This window comes from Luteimonas sp. 3794, assembly GCF_031456825.1.
GTDB lineage: Bacteria > Pseudomonadota > Gammaproteobacteria > Xanthomonadales > Xanthomonadaceae > Luteimonas.
On sequence record NZ_JAVDVJ010000002.1, the window covers coordinates 1 to 15,699 of the forward strand.

A 15,699-nucleotide genomic window follows, 5' to 3' on the forward strand; every position below is an offset into this window, starting at 1 on the left:
CGCGACCGCGCTGCTGCATCCACGTAGCGCCCCTCAAGGCGTTTCAAGCGATGCCTGCAACGCCGTCGCCAGTGCCGCATCCCCGCTGACCAGATCGGTCCAGCGCAGTTCGAGGCCCTTGCGCTTCCCCTTGGGGACTAGCTTCAGGCCGTCGGGGTCGATGGTCAGCGAATAGGCGTGTTCGCCGATGCGGACTTCGCGCTTGAGGGGTTTGTCGAGTGGGGTCATGGGCGGCGGGTCTGCTGGGAGGGGTTGGATGCTGCGCCCGATGCTGTTGAGAGCGGGCAAGGGTGGCGTCAGCGCTCGACGTCCGTGAGGAAGTCGCTGGGACCCGGCGTGCGCCGGGGCGACGGGGCTCATAGGCCTTCGCTTCCAATCTTTCGTCGAGCGAAGTGACGAAAATCAAAATGGATGACCAGCCGTTCGGCTGTTGAAAGACTCTTCCAGCTTGATCCAGGCATACGTCTGTTGAAGGCCGCTGGGATGACGGAAGCACGCTGCCGATTTCCCGCCGTCGCCCCAGCGCAGGCTGGGGCCCATTGTGATCTTCAGCTTTGATCGCACCGCACTCGGCAACTACCAGATCGCGCATCGAACGAAGCCGTCGCCCCGGCGCACGCCGGGGCCCAGCGACTTCGCTCTCCGCATCGACACAACCAACCCACACCTGTAAACCCGAAATCTGCCGCACCGCAGCATATTTTCATCCGAAACAGCTACGCGCCCACCGCTACAATCGACGCATCTTTTGTCCCCGCAGGAGCGCGCCATGAGCACGCCGGCCAGCCAGATCGATTCCACCGCCACCGCCGCCCAGTCCGACGCCTCGCCGCTGCGCTTCGTCACTGCCGCCAGCCTGTTCGATGGCCACGACGCCGCGATCAACATCATGCGTCGCCTCATCCAGTCGCAGGGCGCGGAGGTCATCCACCTCGGCCACAACCGCAGCGTCGAGGACGTGGTGCGCGCGGCGCTGCAGGAAGACGCCGACGCCATCGCGCTGTCGAGCTACCAGGGCGGTCATGTCGAGTACTTCAAGTACATGGTCGACATGCTGAAAGAGAAGGGCGCCGGCCATATCCGCGTTTTCGGCGGTGGCGGCGGCACGATCACGCCCGAGGAAATCCGCGAGCTGCAGGGCTACGGCGTCGAGCGCATCTACCACCCCAACGACGGCATGAAGATGGGCCTGGTGGAGATGATCGAAGACGTGGTGAGCCGCGCAGGCGGCGCCCGGGATGCAGCGGCCGGGGATCGCGATGCGCTGGAGCAGATGCCCGACATCGAAGACGAAATCGGCATCGGCCGGGTTCTCAGCGCGCTCGAGGACGGCGTCTACTCCGAATCCGAACTCGCCCTGATGCGCAAAGGCTGGGCGAACCGCTCTGCCAAATCCCGAATCCCCAATTCCGAATCCCACCCGACCACGCCAGTGGTCGGCATCACCGGCACCGGCGGCGCCGGCAAGTCCTCGGTCACCGACGAACTGCTCAACCGCTTCCTCGCCAGCTTCCCGCAGATGCGCATCGCGGTGATCTCGGTCGATCCCACGCGTCGCCGCAGCGGCGGCGCCTTGCTCGGCGATCGCATCCGCATGAATTCGCTGCGCAGCCATCGCGTCTACATGCGCTCGATGGCCACGCGCCGCCAGAACGTCGCCACCAATGCGGTGCTCAAGGACTGTATCGGCTTCCTCAAGAGCCTCGCCTACGACCTCGTCATCGTCGAGACCGCCGGTATCGGCCAGTCGGATTCGGAGATCGTCGATCTGGTCGATTTCCCGATGTACGTCATGACCAGCGACTACGGCGCGGCCAGCCAGCTCGAGAAGATCGACATGATCGATTACGCCGAGCTGATCGTGCTCAACAAGTACGACAAGCGCGGCGCCGAGGACGCGCTGCGCGACATCCGCAAGCAGTGGAAGCGCAACCGCGTGGCGTTCCAGACCGCCGACGAAGACGTGCCGGTGTATCCCACCATCGCCAGCCAGTTCAACGACCCCGGCGTGAGCTGGATGTTCGCCAACCTGTGCCGTCTGCTGCGCGAGAAGACCGGTGTAGGAACGGCCTCGGCCGCGAATGAGGCCTCCGGAGACATTGCGCGGATCGCGCCCGAGGGCGCTCCTACAACAGCGGTGGGCTGCGATTTCCAGCCTCACCTCGACACCTCGCTCAAGGAACCGCGCGCCACCGTGCTGATCCCCGGCGCACGCGTGCGCTACCTCGCCGAGATCGCCGAGCAGGGCCGCCGCATCAACACCGACATCGAGCGCCAGGCCGAAGCCGCCGACCGCGCCCAGGCCATGTGGCAGGCGCTGCAGGAACTCGAAGACCCGCAGCTGCCCAAGGCCCTGGATCTCTACCACTCCGACGACCTGCAGCCCGCGCGCGAGTCCACCACCTCTCCCTCTGGGAGAGGTCGCAGCGCAGCTGCGGGTGAGGGTGCTTCTCGCGCCACCGTCGTCGACAGCCCATCCCCCGCAGTCCCCGCCGACCCCGTCCAGGCCGGCACCGCGCCCGACCCCAACACCGCACGCGAACTCAGCACCTCTCCCTCCGGGAGAGGTCGCACCGCAGGTGCGGGTGAGGGCGGGGCTGTCGCAGCCACCCCCATCGACCGCTCCTTGCTGACCCTCCGCCAGCGCTACAACGACGCCATCCAGACCCTCAGCAGCGAATCCCTCAAGCTGCTGCGCGAATGGCCGCAGCGCCTGAAATCCATCACCGACGAATTCACCGAGTACCAGGTGCGCGACAAGTCGATCAAGGTCGACAACTACCGCGACTCGCTGAGTCACCAGAAGATCCCCAAGATCGCAGCCCCCACCTACAAGAGCTGGGGCGAGCTGCTGACCTTCCTGGGCAAGGAGAACCTGCCGGGCAGCTATCCCTACACCGGCGGCGTCTACCCGTACCGCCGCACCGGCGAAGACCCCATCCGCATGTTCGCGGGCGAGGGCACGCCCGAGCGCACCAACCGCCGCTTCCATTACCTGTCCGTCGGCCAGCCGGCCGCGCGCCTGTCCACCGCCTTCGACAGCGTCACCCTGTACGGCGAAGACCCGGCGCCGCGCCCGGACATCTACGGCAAGATCGGCAACTCGGGCGTCAACATCCCCACGCTCGACGACATGAAGAAGCTCTATTCCGGCTTCGACCTCTGCGCGCCCACCACGTCGGTGTCGATGACGATCAACGGCCCCGCGCCGATGATCCTGGCGATGTTCATGAACTGCGCCATCGACCAGCAGGTGGAGAAGTACCTCAAGGAAGACGAGGCCCGCTGGAAGGAAGCCGAAGCCAAACTCGCCAAGCTCTTCGAAGGCCGCGAGCGCCCCCGCTATCACGGCGAACTGCCGCCCACCAACGATGGCCTGGGCCTCGGTCTGCTGGGCGTCTCCGGCGACCAGATGGTGGACGCCGATACCTATGCCGAGATCAAGGCGCGGACGCTGGCCACCGTGCGCGGCACCGTGCAGGCCGACATCCTCAAAGAGGACCAGGCCCAGAACACCTGCATCTTCAGCACCGAGTTCGCGCTGCGGATGATGGGCGACATCCAGCAGTACTTCGTCGACCGCAAGGTCCGCAACTTCTACTCGGTCAGCATCTCCGGCTATCACATCGCCGAAGCCGGCGCGAACCCGATCAGCCAGCTCGCCTTCACCCTGAGCAACGGCTTCACCATCGTCGAGTACTACCTCGCGCGCGGCATGCGCGTGGACGACTTCGCGCCCAACCTGTCGTTCTTCTTCTCCAACGGCATGGACCCCGAGTACACCGTCATCGGCCGCGTCGCCCGCCGCATCTGGGCACGCGCCATGCGCGAGCGCTACGGCGCCAACGAACGCAGCCAGATGATGAAGTACCACATCCAGACCAGCGGCCGGTCCCTGCACGCGCAAGAGATCCAGTTCAACGACATCCGCACCACATTGCAGGCGCTCTACGCCCTGTTCGACAACTGCAACAGCCTGCACACCAACGCCTATGACGAAGCCATCACCACGCCCACCGAAGAAAGCGTGCGCCGCGCCGTCGCCATCCAGATGATCATCAACAAGGAAATGGGGCTCAACTTCATCGAGAACCCCTGGCAGGGCAGCTTCGCCGTCGACTACCTCACCGACATCGTGGAGGAGGCCGTCTACAAGGAGTTCGAAGCCATCAGCGAACGCGGCGGCGTGCTGGGCGCCATGGACACCATGTACCAGCGCGGCAAGATCCAGGAAGAGTCGATGTACTACGAGCACAAGAAGCACGACGGCTCGTTGCCCCTGGTGGGCGTGAACATGTTCTTGCCCAAGGAACACGCCGGCGAGATCGCTACCGAGATCGAGCTGATCCGCAGCACCGAGGAAGAGAAGGGGCAGCAGATCGAGAACGTCCGCAACTGGCAGGAAGGCCGCAACGCCGTCGTCCTTCCCCCTCTCCCCCTGGGAGAGGGCCGGGGTGAGGGCGCGCTTCGCGCAGACGCGTCAGAAACCGAAAACCTCACCTACCTCCAAACCGCCGCCCGCGAACGCCGCAACGTCTTCGAAGCCCTGATGGAAGCCGTCAAAACCCACAGCCTCGGCCAGATCAGCCACGCGCTCTATGATGTGGGCGGCGAATACCGCCGCAACATGTAAACGTCCGCAGGTCCACCACGATGGCCTTCAACCTCCGCGAGATCTTCAAGGCACTGGCCGACGCCGAGGTCGACTATGTTGTGGTGGGCGGACTGGCGGTGATCATGCACGGCTACCTGCGGGCCACGGCCGATCTCGACCTGGCCATCGGCCTGTCGCCCGATAACGCGCGGCGGGGCATGGCCTCGCTGTCCGGTATCGGCCTGCGGCCCCGTCTGCCAGTGACATTCGAGGACTTCGCCGATCCAGCCAAGCGCGCCGAGTGGCGCGAGACCCGCAACATGCTGGTCTTCCCGCTGTGGGACCCCGCCAATCCGCTGCGCTCGGTCGATGTCTTCATCGATGAACCCATCGCGTTCGAGCAGTTGTTGCAGCAGGCCGTCACCAAGGATCTCGATGGGCTGGCGGTGCGGGTGGCGTCCATCCAACATCTCATCGAGATGAAACAACGCGCCGGCCGCCCTCGCGACCTTGAAGACATTGGCAAACTCCGGCAGATCCTCGATGCAGAAACAAGCGCGCGCCATGCACACGACTGAGCGCGCCTGCGACGCGGCAGGTTTCACGTTCGAAGATGCTGAGCGGGCCCAACTTTTGGACTGGATCGGGTTGAGCACTGCCGCGAAGGTCGACTTCTTCGAAGAGATGGTCGAGCTGGCCTATCGCAGTGGCGCGCTGTCGCCTGAGCGTCTCGCGCTTCGGGATCGCGTCTCACCGAAGCATAAGGCGCCATGACGCCCACCTGGAACGCCATCACCGAGCGCGGCGGCGTGCTGGGCGCCATGGACACCATGTACCAGCGCGGCAAGATCCAGGAAGAGTCCATGTACTACGAGCACAAGAAGCACGACGGCTCCTTGCCCCTGGTGGGCGTGAACATGTTCCTGCCCAAGGAACGCGCCGGCGAGATCGCCACCGAGATCGAACTGATCCGCAGCACCGAGGAAGAAAAGGGCCAGCAGATCGAGAACGTCCGCAACTGGCAGGAAGGCCGCAATGCGGTTGCACTTCCCCCTCTCCCCAAGGGAGAGGTCCGGGGTGAGGGCGCTCTTCGCGCCGATGCACCAGAAACCGAAAACCTCGCGTATCTTCAGAACGCGGCGCGCGAACGACGCAATGTGTTCGAAGCGCTGATGGAGGCGGTGAAGACGCACAGCCTGGGGCAGATCAGCCATGCGCTGTATGACGTGGGTGGGGAATATCGGCGGAATATGTAGCGAAAACATGCGGCGCTGATAGCCATCACTCGAATCGCGTTCTTTTCTGTAACGGGCGTCGCTTAACTTGACTCAGCTGCAAGCTAATGTATGGGTCAATATTATAATTTCGACTAAGCCGTAAAGCTGGCAGGGGTGATATGTTTATCACGCAAACCGAGAAAGAAAAATTTCTTGCTGAGCTCAGCGAAGATAATTTCAGAGATCAGATTGTTCGTCGTTTGTTTAAAGCGCTTGGATTCCGTGATGGTCGTGACCTTTGCGGTCCAGAGGAATTCGGTAAGGACGCGATCTTTGTTGACACCGACCGGTTTGGAGACGAATCCTTCGTGGCCGTTCAGACCAAGGTCGGATCCATCACCATGGCTGGGGATCCTTCGAAGAATCTCCACATCATTCTCGCTCAAGTTCGGACAGCACTGGATCACCCTTACATCTGTGTTAGATCGAAGAATAGAAAACTTCCCTCCGTCGTATACCTTGCTGCCTCCGGCACGATCAACGCGAATGCGCGAGGTTACATTCAGCACGAAATATCTGACCCGCGGCTCAAGTTTCTTGATCGCGATGATCTGATTGCGAAAGTCGACGAACACTGCCCAGAAATTTGGAGCGGTATTGTCGCAGAGGTGTCGCCCTACCTCAAATCTCTCTCCGACCGAGTGGATGATCTTTCGATTTCTATTCAAGACATCAATAACGCTCAGTCGAGTCTGGGCGCATTTGCCGCCGCGTCGGATCGAGCATTTGTCGATCCGTTGTTAGGTTATCAAGAGCTCGCAATCGAGAAGCGCGAGGGAAAGATCACAGAAGACTTCCGTTTCGTTGAGGTTCGTGGAAGTCAGCTCTTCCGCAACGATGGCGTCAGAGCCTTAGTGTTGGGAGAGGCCGGAAGCGGTAAAACGACTCTCATGATCAGGCTTGCATATCTGCTGGCCAAAAACAGCTCTTTATCACGCAAAACCTATAGGGTTCCGGTTTTTGTTCGCGCGTTCGAACTTGTGGGGCAAACGGGCGACGCATTCTCAACGCTTTCAAGCCTTGTATTGAAGAACCACGCGTTGCGTGCGCTACCTTTCAGTTTGGAGGATTTTGAGGCGGGACGAATCGTACTATTAGTCGATGCTCTTGATGAGCTCGCAGAGAGTCACGACAGGCAAACGGTCATCGACTTCTGCCTTAAATTTGTCGATGCGTATCCGAAATGCTCGATGGCACTTACAACGCGACCTTATTCGTCGGTTGATCGCCTCGCGGGCTTGAATCGGTTCAAGCGGTTTCGTATCTCATCCTTGAGCATGGAAGACGCGTCCAAGATGCTTGCAAACATGGACACGCAGAAGGGTGTTGCTGCGGCAGCGGACTGGAGGCGCGAAACCCTGAGAAAGCTGCAGGGAATTCATGGTGTCGAGCTTAATCCTTTGTTAGTTACGGTCTTTGCTGCATCCACTAAGATCGATAAGAAGGATGTTCCTGCGAACATTACGGAGCTTTTTTCAAAGTTTTCCGAGTTGATGCTAGGCCGATGGGATGAGAAGAAGGGTCTAGACCAGCAGTATCAAGCGAAAGTGAAGGAAGCTCTGCTTTCTGAGTTTGCGTTTGAGCTCCACAATAGGGGCGAATCTTCGTTCCAACGTTCCGAGTTCGTCGCGTTCGCGTCAAGGCGCTTGCATGAGATTAACTTGACAGCCGATGTCGATATATTGGTGGACGAGTTGCTTGATCGCTCCGGATTGGTGCGCGGTGACGAGGAAATGGAGTTTCGCCATCACCTGTTGCAGGAGTATTTCGCTGCGAAGGGAATGCCGGACATCGAATTTGTGCGCAGCGTTCTAGCTGACGACTGGTGGCGCAACTCGGTGGTGTTCTACTTTGGTGAGAACCCTCGAAACGTAGATCAGCTGCTGGACGTTGCGACCTCAAACGTCGGCCGTGCTTCGGATTCATTCATAGCAGTCGGACTTGCTTTGCAAGCGTGCTACCTGTCAAAAATTGATGATCGAGTTGATGTCTGGAAGTGGGTAAATGGGGCTGCAGCTGAAAGTCTCGTTGAGTTGCAGTTAGTCGCGCAAGATGACAAGTATCCGCTGACATATTTTCTTGAAGGATATTTGGAAGCTAGAGATGCACTCGCGCTTTCTGGTATTGAAGATAGCTGCCATCAGCTTGGGAAGTGGTGCGCGTCCTACGAGGATGCAAAGATCGCGGAGCGACATGCTTTCTGGTATGCAGTCGGGCTCAGTGAGCTAGGCGAGTTTAGTCTGATTGGAAGCGTCATTGAGGCGGTTAAAGATCCCGTTTTGCTCACGGCGATTCACTTCGGGCTTTTCTTCGCTCATGACATGAAGGCGTTGACGTCAGACCAGAAAAAGCAGGTCGATGCATTGATGAAAAAGCTCGATCCAGTGGTCGCTGCGCATCGTTTTAGGATCACAGAAGAGTTTCGGGGTCAGCTTCTTGAGTATCGCCGCGGGGGCGTGGTTGCACTCGATCAAGTCGAGCCCGCTCGCAACTCGTAATCGAAGGGACTATAGGGGACGGAGGTAATTAATCCGTCTCCAGATTTAAGCCCGCCAGCCGCAATGGTTGCCCTCGCCGCCTGGCCAAGACGGCCCGGTTCAGCACTTTTGCCACCATCAGGTCGAACCGTGGATCACCTGGCGCCTTCTCCTGGGACATATAGGCGCGGATGCGGGCGAGTTCGTCGGCCGCGAGTGGGGGCGAAGAAGAGGGGGCAAATTGGGTTTTTCTAGGCGAGTCAACCAGTGGCACATGTGTTGAAGCGTTTACGCTGCAAGGATCGCGCAGTACGACAAGGAGAGCATTGGAAATGAGGATCGGACTACTCACAGCATGTCTCGCGATGGCGATCTTCATGCCGGCATTGGCGCAGGACTACGATTCACTCTTCGAAGCGCTCGACGACACCGTCCGCGCACGCTTCTACGATCCACATTTCGGCGGGCGCGATTGGAACGCGATCAGCGCGCAGCACCGGGTGCGGTTGCCGGAGGTGCGTGACGATGTGGAGTTCCGGCGGCTGGGGCAGGGTATGCTCGACGCGCTGGGTGTGTCACATGTCAGCCTGCATCCACCTGGAAGCGGCGGCCCCACCCTCGGGCTCGCGGTCCGCACCGAGGACGTCAACGGTCAGACGGTCGTTGTGGAGATCGATCCCGCGTCGGCGGCGCGCGTGGCCGGATTACGGATTGGCGACCGTATCCTCGATACCGAAGCAATCCGCGGGCCACGCGAGCTGCCGGCGCAGCTGGATGTCGAGCGTTGCGACGGATCTCAGGCGCGACTTTCGGTGCCGCGCGAGTCAGCGTTCTGGCCGCCACGCGAACGCACGATCAGCTGGAGCGTGCTGCGCCGTGGCGATGGCCGGTCCGTTGGCTACCTGAAAGCGGACCGCTTCGGTGACGACGCGGCTGCATTGATCGACGCCGCCATGAGTACGCTCGGCAAGACGGACGGTCTGCTGATCGACGTGCGGGGCAATAGCGGTGGCAACGCGTCCGCACTTCGCTTGCTCGGTTATTTCGGAACGCCGGGGCCGGGCGTGGCGCTGCTGTCGCGACCGTTCCTGGAGACACTGGCCGGCCCCGTGCGCGCAGAGGACCTGGCCGATATCCATCGTGTGGAGGGCGCATACACCACCGAGGCGATATTCGCGGCCGTCGGCGCTGGCAACGGCGCGGTGATGCTCATGGTCGAAGATCTGGGCGCGCAGCGCTACAGCGGACCTGTGGCGATTCTGATCGGGCCTGAAACCGGCAGCGCGGCCGAAGGCTTTGCATGGGGCGCCCGCGAGCAAAGCGACGCGGTGCTGGTGGGCCGCAACACGTACGGGGCACTGTTGAGCTCGGAGCGGTTGCCGCTGCCTGACGGCTGGGCGGTCACTTTGCCCGTCCACGGCACTTGGGGCCCAGATGGGCGGGATTACGGCGACAAGCCGGTGCCGCCGCATGTCGCAACCGCGCATTCGCGCGAGGCGATCTGTCGGCAGGACGATGTGGACCTGTCGGCGGCGATTGGTGTTCTGGAGAACGCTTGGCGCACGGAGGTGCGCTGAGCTGACTTAGGGCCTATTGGTACGGCCAGTCGAGCCTTGTTTTTACTGCAACAGCGCCTTGCCTGTCGTCGGTGTTATCAGTTCCAATGGTCCGTCACGACCAGGCAAGGACGATCATGGCGAAGTTCCTCAATACCAGCGCGACCAACTATTTCCTTGAGGAACTGATCAAGGAGGCCAAGGATCGCCTTGTGCTGATCAGCCCGTATCTGAAGTTGAATGATCGGGTCAAGGAGCTGCTGGCGGACAAGAACAGGCTGAAGATCGACGTCCGCATTGTGTACGGCAAAAGCGAATTACAGCCGGCCGAGATCAGCTGGCTGCGTGAGCAGACCTACATCCGCACCAGCTTCTGCAAGAACCTCCACGCAAAGTGCTACCTCAACGAGGAGCTCTGCATCGTCACGAGCTTGAACCTCTACGAGTTCAGTCAGGTCAACAACAACGAGATGGGCATCCTCATTCGGCGTGCCGAGGACGCTGAGTTGTACCGCGAAGCGTACGAAGAAGCGCAGCGCATCATCCGGATCAGCGACGAGGTCCGTATCTCGATGGAGCGGGTGGCGCCCAGTGAGGCCGCGACCGACGACAGCGAAGAAGCCAGCACGTCTGACGCTGAATCAGCCGACGCCGCCGATGGCGGAAAGCTGACGACCTCCAAGCTTGCGCGAAAGCTCGGCTGCAAGACGAACGAACTGCTGGACAAACTCGTGGCCTGTGGGCATCTCGAGCTACGCGGCGGCAAGCACTACCTGACCGACGCCGGAAAGGCTGCGGGCGGCGAGTTCCGGACGAGCCCGAGATTCGGTCCTTATTTCCTTTGGCCCGAATCCCTGACGGTGTGAGATGGCAGGCCGTCGGGATCGCCGTGGTTTGCAACCAGTAGAGAATCGTCGCTACGACAGGCTGTCGCAGGTCAGCCCGTCTGCGTTCGAACAGCTGATTGCCGACCATTACCGGAAGCTTGGCTACAGCGTCGAGCGGGTGGGCCACGGCGGTGCACACTTCGATGGCGGGATTGATCTCAAGCTTCGACGCGGCAGCGAGTACATCCTTGTGCAGTGCAAACGCGAGAATGCGTACAAGGTCACCCACAACGTGGGACACGAATTGCTCGGGGTCATGTGCACCCAGGGCGCTACGTCCGCAATCGTGGTCAATACGGGCGAATTCACGCCGCATGCGCAGGAGAGTGCGCGAGGCGATGCGCGGCTGACGTTGGTCGATGGCGACGAACTGCGCCAATGGTTTCCCGAGCTCGCGACGCCTTCCGAGGTCACGGGCGCGCCTGTGCTTGCGGAGGCCACGCCGGGCCACCGCCGCAGCAAGAAACGCGGCGCCGATAGTAGCGGGATAGGGAGGTTCGCTTGGGCCGCAGCGGCCTTGGCGGTGTTGATGGTGTGGCAATGCAGCAGGCCCGCTCCGAACCGGTTCGACGGATCCGGTTCCCCGGCAATTGAGATTCCCAAGCAACGCCATGAGCGCGTCGCCGCAGAACCGGCTGCGCGGGTCGCTAGCAATGTGCTTCCAGCCACCACTGCAGGCGAAGAACAGGCAGAAGGTCGTGTCATCGAGTTTCGCCGTACAACCGATGCCGAGCGTGCCGATTGGGAGCGCCGGAATGCCGAAGCAATGCGTGTGCTTGAGGCGACGACACCGGAGCTCTAGTCGGTACGGCAAGGATGAAAGTGCCAGATTGACGTGCTCGGGGTTACACCGCCTCTGCACGGTGTTGTAGGTCTGCCTGGGCAGTGGTGTTCGAAAGACACTGCAGCTCTTGGGAATGAGGTAAAAGTTCCTGCTTGGGCGCGGTCGGTCAGCGTTGGAAGTGAGTAGTGCTAGATTCTTCGCATAGAAGATTGAACTGCTTTTTGTTGATCGGGAATTAGGCAATGGATCAGAAGCAGAATTCTCTAGACGAAGCGAATCGCCTTGAGGGCGTCAGGTTCGGAACGCATGCTCTGCACTGTGCGATCGAACCTCTATGGGATGAACTGCCAGAGCCTACGAACCTGCGTGAGTTGGCCGTGCGTGGTTTCGCGAACATAGTTAGGCAGCACGTGATTGCGCAGTGGGTACTTATGCAACGTGAGTTGGACGTATCAGCGACGGCGCTAGTCCGGCCAACCTATGAAGCGTTGTTGCGCGTTCTTTGGACCTTCCGCGGTGCGAATGATGCGTGGCTTGAGGGCTTCCTCAGTCCTAGTGAGAAAGCGGTTGAGACTGATGCGGAGACCCGGAAGGGCCCGGACGTGGCAGCCATGCTGGCGGCTATCGAACTGCATCATCCAAAAGAGATCTATCAGCCGCTTCTGGAACTGAAGGAGGCGACGTGGCGCGCCATGCATTCTTACGTCCATGGTGGCATTAGGCCTCTGGTGCAGACTTTCGTTGCGTTTCCGTCGAAGGAGGCTGCGTCGCTTCTCATCAACGCTAACGGCATGCTGATACTCGCGACTAATGCTGTGCGCATGGCCCACGGGCTCCAGTCGCCTATGTTGCCGCTGCTGCAGCGGCAATACGCGGACTGCCTGCCTAACGCTGGATAGAACAAAGAAGGTGCGTGACAACGGCTAAATCGGCTGAAGGGACGGAAGCGAATTAGTTGTCTCCATCTCAGGTTCTTGCTGTCGTCTTGTGTGGTCGGTCTTCTACCAGCGTAGGCTTGACGTCACCGCATGAGCCATTGCAGACTCGAATCCAAGGAGCGTCGAAACTCCTCTACGAGCGGTCCCCACCTCCGTCAATCTGGTGGGTTTTTTGTGCCCGTGCGCTTGCGGGCATGGACCGACGCGATGCCTGCGTCGGGAGGGCGGCTAATACAACACCCTTCGGGGAAATACGCCCGCCGGCTCGTAGCGGTTTCGAACCTCCCGACTTCCCGTCCTCCGTCTGGCGGACGGGCACTTCATGGATCGAGGAGATGACGATGTCGAAGTTCGATACGGAAGATCGCGGCGCGCTGGGCTATTTCCTGACCGAGGACGGTCAGTCCCGGCTGCGCAATCTGCACCAGCACATTGTGTTTCTGTCGCGCCTGGCAGAGCCGCGCGTGGACGAGGAAGAGGACGGGCCTGAAATCGACCACCCCGCGCTGGCCGGCTGTATGGATCTGCTGGCCGAGCAGGTGCAGTTGGTGCTGGACACGGTGTCCTGGCCGGCGCGCCTGCAGGTGAAGGGCAAGCCGGGCGGTGATCAGGACGAGGCTGACGACGGAGACGGAGACGGAGACGGAGACGGTGACGACGACGAAGCTGAGGATGTGGACGCCTCGGACGATGTCGAAGAGGCAGTCGCGACGGGACCGGGCGGGGCGAACTATCTGGTCGGCATGACGCTGCGTCAGATCGATGAAGCGAACAACCTGCTCGACATGCTGGTTGCCCAAGGCGATCTCCTGCACTTGAGCGGCACTTCGGGCACCGAATTCACGGATAACACGATCGCAATGGCCGGCGCTTCCATCTTCGATAGTGCGCAGGCGCTGCAGGCACTCCACCGGCAGGTGAATTCGCAGTACCTCACTGATCGGCCGGCCGCACGACCGCGGGTGCGGGAGACGCCGCCGCTCTACAACGTGCACGTGACCGCACCTCCCGAGCCGCAGGGCGAGCACCGTGCCGATCTGCACTGAGCCCAACGCAACCCGCAGCCGCGCTGACGCGTGCTGCGGGTTGCACTTGCATTCGGGGCGATGGCCCAGGCTTGGTGGGCGCGCCTGCGCACACAGTTCGTGCATGGCCTGATCTCCCAACAGTCACCGCGCACCTTCTAGATCGTTGGCGTGCTGACCGCGCGTGCCGCGACTAGATTCAGTCCAACGGCAGCAGAAGCCATTGTGCCGCCCCACAGACGTGTGCCGACCTGGGCGGCTTTGGCGTGCGCATCGCATGTGCAGGGCCGTGTATGTCGACAGCGCACCGGAGGGTTTGTATGTCGAACAACAAGGATGTTGTCTCGTCTGATGTGGCGCGCCGCCGCGCCGCATTCGATGCAGCGCTGACGCATCTGCAACCGGATCTGCTGCACTTCATGCAACGGCGCGTTCGCAATGTGGACACGGCCGCTGACCTCTCCCAAGAAGCGCTGCTGCGCATGCTGGCCTACCGGGATGCGCCCGACATCGCCTGCCACGCATCGCTGATGTATCGCATTGCATGGAATCTGTTGCGCGAACACTGGCGAACGCAGCGTCGCCACCACACGTCCAGCCACGTACCGCTGGACGTGATGGAACCGCTGCTGGCGGATGCCGCTTCGGTGGAAGACATCGTCGACGCACGCCGTGCATTGCTTCGTCTTTCCAGCCAGGCGCTCGACGCCTTGCCACCCAAATGCCGCAAGGCATTCGCGCTCCATCGCGCTGACGGTCTGACCTATCCCGAGATCGCTGCCGAGATGGGGGTCTCGGTGAAGACTGTGGAGAAGCACATCAGCAGGGCGCTTGCCGTGTGCCGTGTGGCGGTGGATCCAGCTATGTGACCTGAAAGCCCTGGCAGGTTTCAGGCGGTCACAGCGAACAGCAATGACTTGCGAGGTTTGTGTACAGGCTCGAGCTGGCTTCATTGGCGCGCCCGACGCAGTGAGCGATTACCAGGGAGCGCGTGCATCAACGCAAAGCATCAACGAAAATCAGCATGCACGAGAAACATCATCCTCGATCTGGCTTGACCAGGAAAAATGGTCCTGGGCAAAGAGCTAGCGATTCACGAGGAATCATCTTTTCGGCGGATTCTTTGTACAAGACTGATCCCCCGATCTGCGTATCACCACTGACAGTGAGTGCGGGCACTCCGGAAGCATCACGTACGACTACTTTGCGATGTTCCTCGACTAGGCTGTAATTGTGAGGAAAAACAAGCGCGTAGCTCTCCCCGCCATGTGCTCTAAAGCGAATGCATCCATCTACAACTTCCGGTGAGCCATCAAGCGGAGCCATTCCGTACACGATCGGTTCGTCAGAGGCAGCCGATCGCAAAAGCTTGATCTCATTTAGGTCGGGCGTAGGTGTTGGGCTACACGCAGCGATAAGCATGGCCGCGAAAGTCGCGGCCACAATCGAATAAAAACGCTGTGGAATGTGCGTCATGGCGTCACGAGGATGGAAAAACCGGTGGCTGGGAACACATGGCGGGCCTGCATAGACAACTGAATTTCGTTTCCAAGCGTGCGTTCTCTGCTGATCACTCCAAGCGCGACAAGGTATTCCAACTGGTCCGCCGCTGCCCCCCCTGTAAACCTGACCAACGGTGCCAGGTTCACTTCCCCGCTTTGAGGGGCGGTGCGCAGGGCGTGTGCCCGCGAAGCGGCGGGTCTTGGCTTCCACCATCGCGCGGAAGTCGTCGCGGCCACAGGGCGCGTTGCTGTTGCAGATACTCGCGGATCTCGGCGAGTTGTTCGTTTGGCAACGCCTCGTCCAGCAGGCTGCGCCAGAGGGTGGCACGCCGCGAGGGGTCGGCATCCAGCGCAAGCCAGGCGGGGTGGGGCGTCAGCAGCGAGCCGGCGCGCTGCCCCAGATGCGCAGCGCAGCTGGACGAGCGATACATCAGGGGATCGTCGGTGATCCGGGCCCGGACCGGGTTGAGTTCGATGTAGCGCTGGCAGGTCAGCACGTAACGCTCGTCGCCGACCAGACAGGCCTTGTAACGGCCTTCCCAAAGCGTGCCGGTGCGGCGGTGGCGGGCGTTGAATACCGCAACCGACACGCCCGAAGGTCTACTTTTGAATTGTCGGCTTGACCGGGGAGCTTACGTAGGGTTTGCCCGGATGCCGGA

Annotated in this window: 12 protein-coding genes and 1 pseudogene; 11 read left to right on the forward strand and 2 right to left on the reverse strand. The window is 61.0% G+C overall.

From position 1 onward, the window contains the following. Positions 1–33: 33 nt before the first annotated feature. Positions 34–228 carry a hypothetical protein gene (locus J2X52_RS03640; protein ID WP_310148883.1) on the reverse strand — a complete coding sequence of 65 codons (195 nt, stop codon included), beginning with the start codon at positions 226–228 and terminating at the stop codon, positions 34–36. Between the two features lie 541 nt (positions 229–769). Between J2X52_RS03640 and J2X52_RS03645 the strand changes: the two genes are divergently transcribed. From J2X52_RS03645 to J2X52_RS03695, 11 genes and pseudogenes are all read left to right on the forward strand, one after another. Further along, a complete protein-coding gene (locus tag J2X52_RS03645; protein WP_310148886.1) occupies positions 770–4,633 on the forward strand; it encodes a methylmalonyl-CoA mutase family protein in 3,864 nt (1,287 codons plus the stop codon). Positions 4,634–4,653: 20 nt separating this feature from the next. Beyond that, the gene (locus J2X52_RS03650) at positions 4,654–5,172 is read left to right on the forward strand and encodes a DUF6036 family nucleotidyltransferase (protein ID WP_310148889.1); all 519 of its coding nucleotides are present in this window, start codon (positions 4,654–4,656) and stop codon (positions 5,170–5,172) included. Continuing rightward, entirely contained in the window at positions 5,159–5,368 is a 210-nt protein-coding gene (locus J2X52_RS03655) for a hypothetical protein (RefSeq protein ID WP_310148891.1), read from the forward strand. Before J2X52_RS03650 ends, J2X52_RS03655 begins: the two co-directional genes overlap by 14 nt. Before the next feature lie 14 nt (positions 5,369–5,382). Continuing rightward, positions 5,383–5,850: pseudogene (locus J2X52_RS03660) on the forward strand (methylmalonyl-CoA mutase family protein); the annotation flags it as partial. A gap of 140 nt (positions 5,851–5,990) precedes the next feature. After that, positions 5,991–8,369 carry an NACHT domain-containing protein gene (locus J2X52_RS03665; protein WP_310148894.1) on the forward strand — a complete coding sequence of 793 codons (2,379 nt, stop codon included), beginning with the start codon at positions 5,991–5,993 and terminating at the stop codon, positions 8,367–8,369. 170 nt (positions 8,370–8,539) lie between these two features. Next, positions 8,540–9,925 carry a S41 family peptidase gene (locus J2X52_RS03670; protein ID WP_310148898.1) on the forward strand — a complete coding sequence of 462 codons (1,386 nt, stop codon included), beginning with the start codon at positions 8,540–8,542 and terminating at the stop codon, positions 9,923–9,925. A 116-nt stretch (positions 9,926–10,041) separates the two neighbouring features. Beyond that, positions 10,042–10,770: a phospholipase D family protein gene (locus J2X52_RS03675; protein WP_310148901.1), complete on the forward strand. Its 729-nt coding sequence runs from the start codon at positions 10,042–10,044 to the stop codon at positions 10,768–10,770. 1 nt (position 10,771) lies between these two features. Then, on the forward strand, positions 10,772–11,593 hold the full coding sequence (locus tag J2X52_RS03680; protein ID WP_310148903.1) for a restriction endonuclease: 822 nt from the start codon (positions 10,772–10,774) through the stop codon (positions 11,591–11,593). Between the two features lie 224 nt (positions 11,594–11,817). Then, positions 11,818–12,474: a hypothetical protein gene (locus tag J2X52_RS03685; RefSeq protein ID WP_310148907.1), complete on the forward strand. Its 657-nt coding sequence runs from the start codon at positions 11,818–11,820 to the stop codon at positions 12,472–12,474. A 380-nt stretch (positions 12,475–12,854) separates the two neighbouring features. Beyond that, positions 12,855–13,559: a hypothetical protein gene (locus J2X52_RS03690; RefSeq protein WP_310148909.1), complete on the forward strand. Its 705-nt coding sequence runs from the start codon at positions 12,855–12,857 to the stop codon at positions 13,557–13,559. A 299-nt stretch (positions 13,560–13,858) separates the two neighbouring features. Further along, a complete protein-coding gene (locus tag J2X52_RS03695; RefSeq protein WP_310148912.1) occupies positions 13,859–14,407 on the forward strand; it encodes an RNA polymerase sigma factor in 549 nt (182 codons plus the stop codon). Positions 14,408–15,183: 776 nt separating this feature from the next. Here J2X52_RS03695 and J2X52_RS03700 read toward each other — a convergent pair. Continuing rightward, entirely contained in the window at positions 15,184–15,630 is a 447-nt protein-coding gene (locus J2X52_RS03700) for a hypothetical protein (protein WP_310148915.1), read from the reverse strand. Between the last annotated feature and the right edge of the window lie 69 nt (positions 15,631–15,699).

What these genes read in the sequence shown, in the direction of transcription:
- J2X52_RS03640 (WP_310148883.1), bottom strand. Translation starts at nt 228, where the DNA reads ATGACCCCACTCGACAAACCCCTCAAGCGCGAAGTCCGCATCGGCGAA.
- J2X52_RS03645 (WP_310148886.1), top strand. Translation starts at nt 770, where the DNA reads ATGAGCACGCCGGCCAGCCAGATCGATTCCACCGCCACCGCCGCCCAG.
- J2X52_RS03650 (WP_310148889.1), top strand. Translation starts at nt 4,654, where the DNA reads ATGGCCTTCAACCTCCGCGAGATCTTCAAGGCACTGGCCGACGCCGAG.
- J2X52_RS03655 (WP_310148891.1), top strand. Translation starts at nt 5,159, where the DNA reads ATGCACACGACTGAGCGCGCCTGCGACGCGGCAGGTTTCACGTTCGAA.
- J2X52_RS03665 (WP_310148894.1), top strand. Translation starts at nt 5,991, where the DNA reads ATGTTTATCACGCAAACCGAGAAAGAAAAATTTCTTGCTGAGCTCAGC.
- J2X52_RS03670 (WP_310148898.1), top strand. Translation starts at nt 8,540, where the DNA reads ATGCGGGCGAGTTCGTCGGCCGCGAGTGGGGGCGAAGAAGAGGGGGCA.
- J2X52_RS03675 (WP_310148901.1), top strand. Translation starts at nt 10,042, where the DNA reads ATGGCGAAGTTCCTCAATACCAGCGCGACCAACTATTTCCTTGAGGAA.
- J2X52_RS03680 (WP_310148903.1), top strand. Translation starts at nt 10,772, where the DNA reads ATGGCAGGCCGTCGGGATCGCCGTGGTTTGCAACCAGTAGAGAATCGT.
- J2X52_RS03685 (WP_310148907.1), top strand. Translation starts at nt 11,818, where the DNA reads ATGGATCAGAAGCAGAATTCTCTAGACGAAGCGAATCGCCTTGAGGGC.
- J2X52_RS03690 (WP_310148909.1), top strand. Translation starts at nt 12,855, where the DNA reads ATGTCGAAGTTCGATACGGAAGATCGCGGCGCGCTGGGCTATTTCCTG.
- J2X52_RS03695 (WP_310148912.1), top strand. Translation starts at nt 13,859, where the DNA reads ATGTCGAACAACAAGGATGTTGTCTCGTCTGATGTGGCGCGCCGCCGC.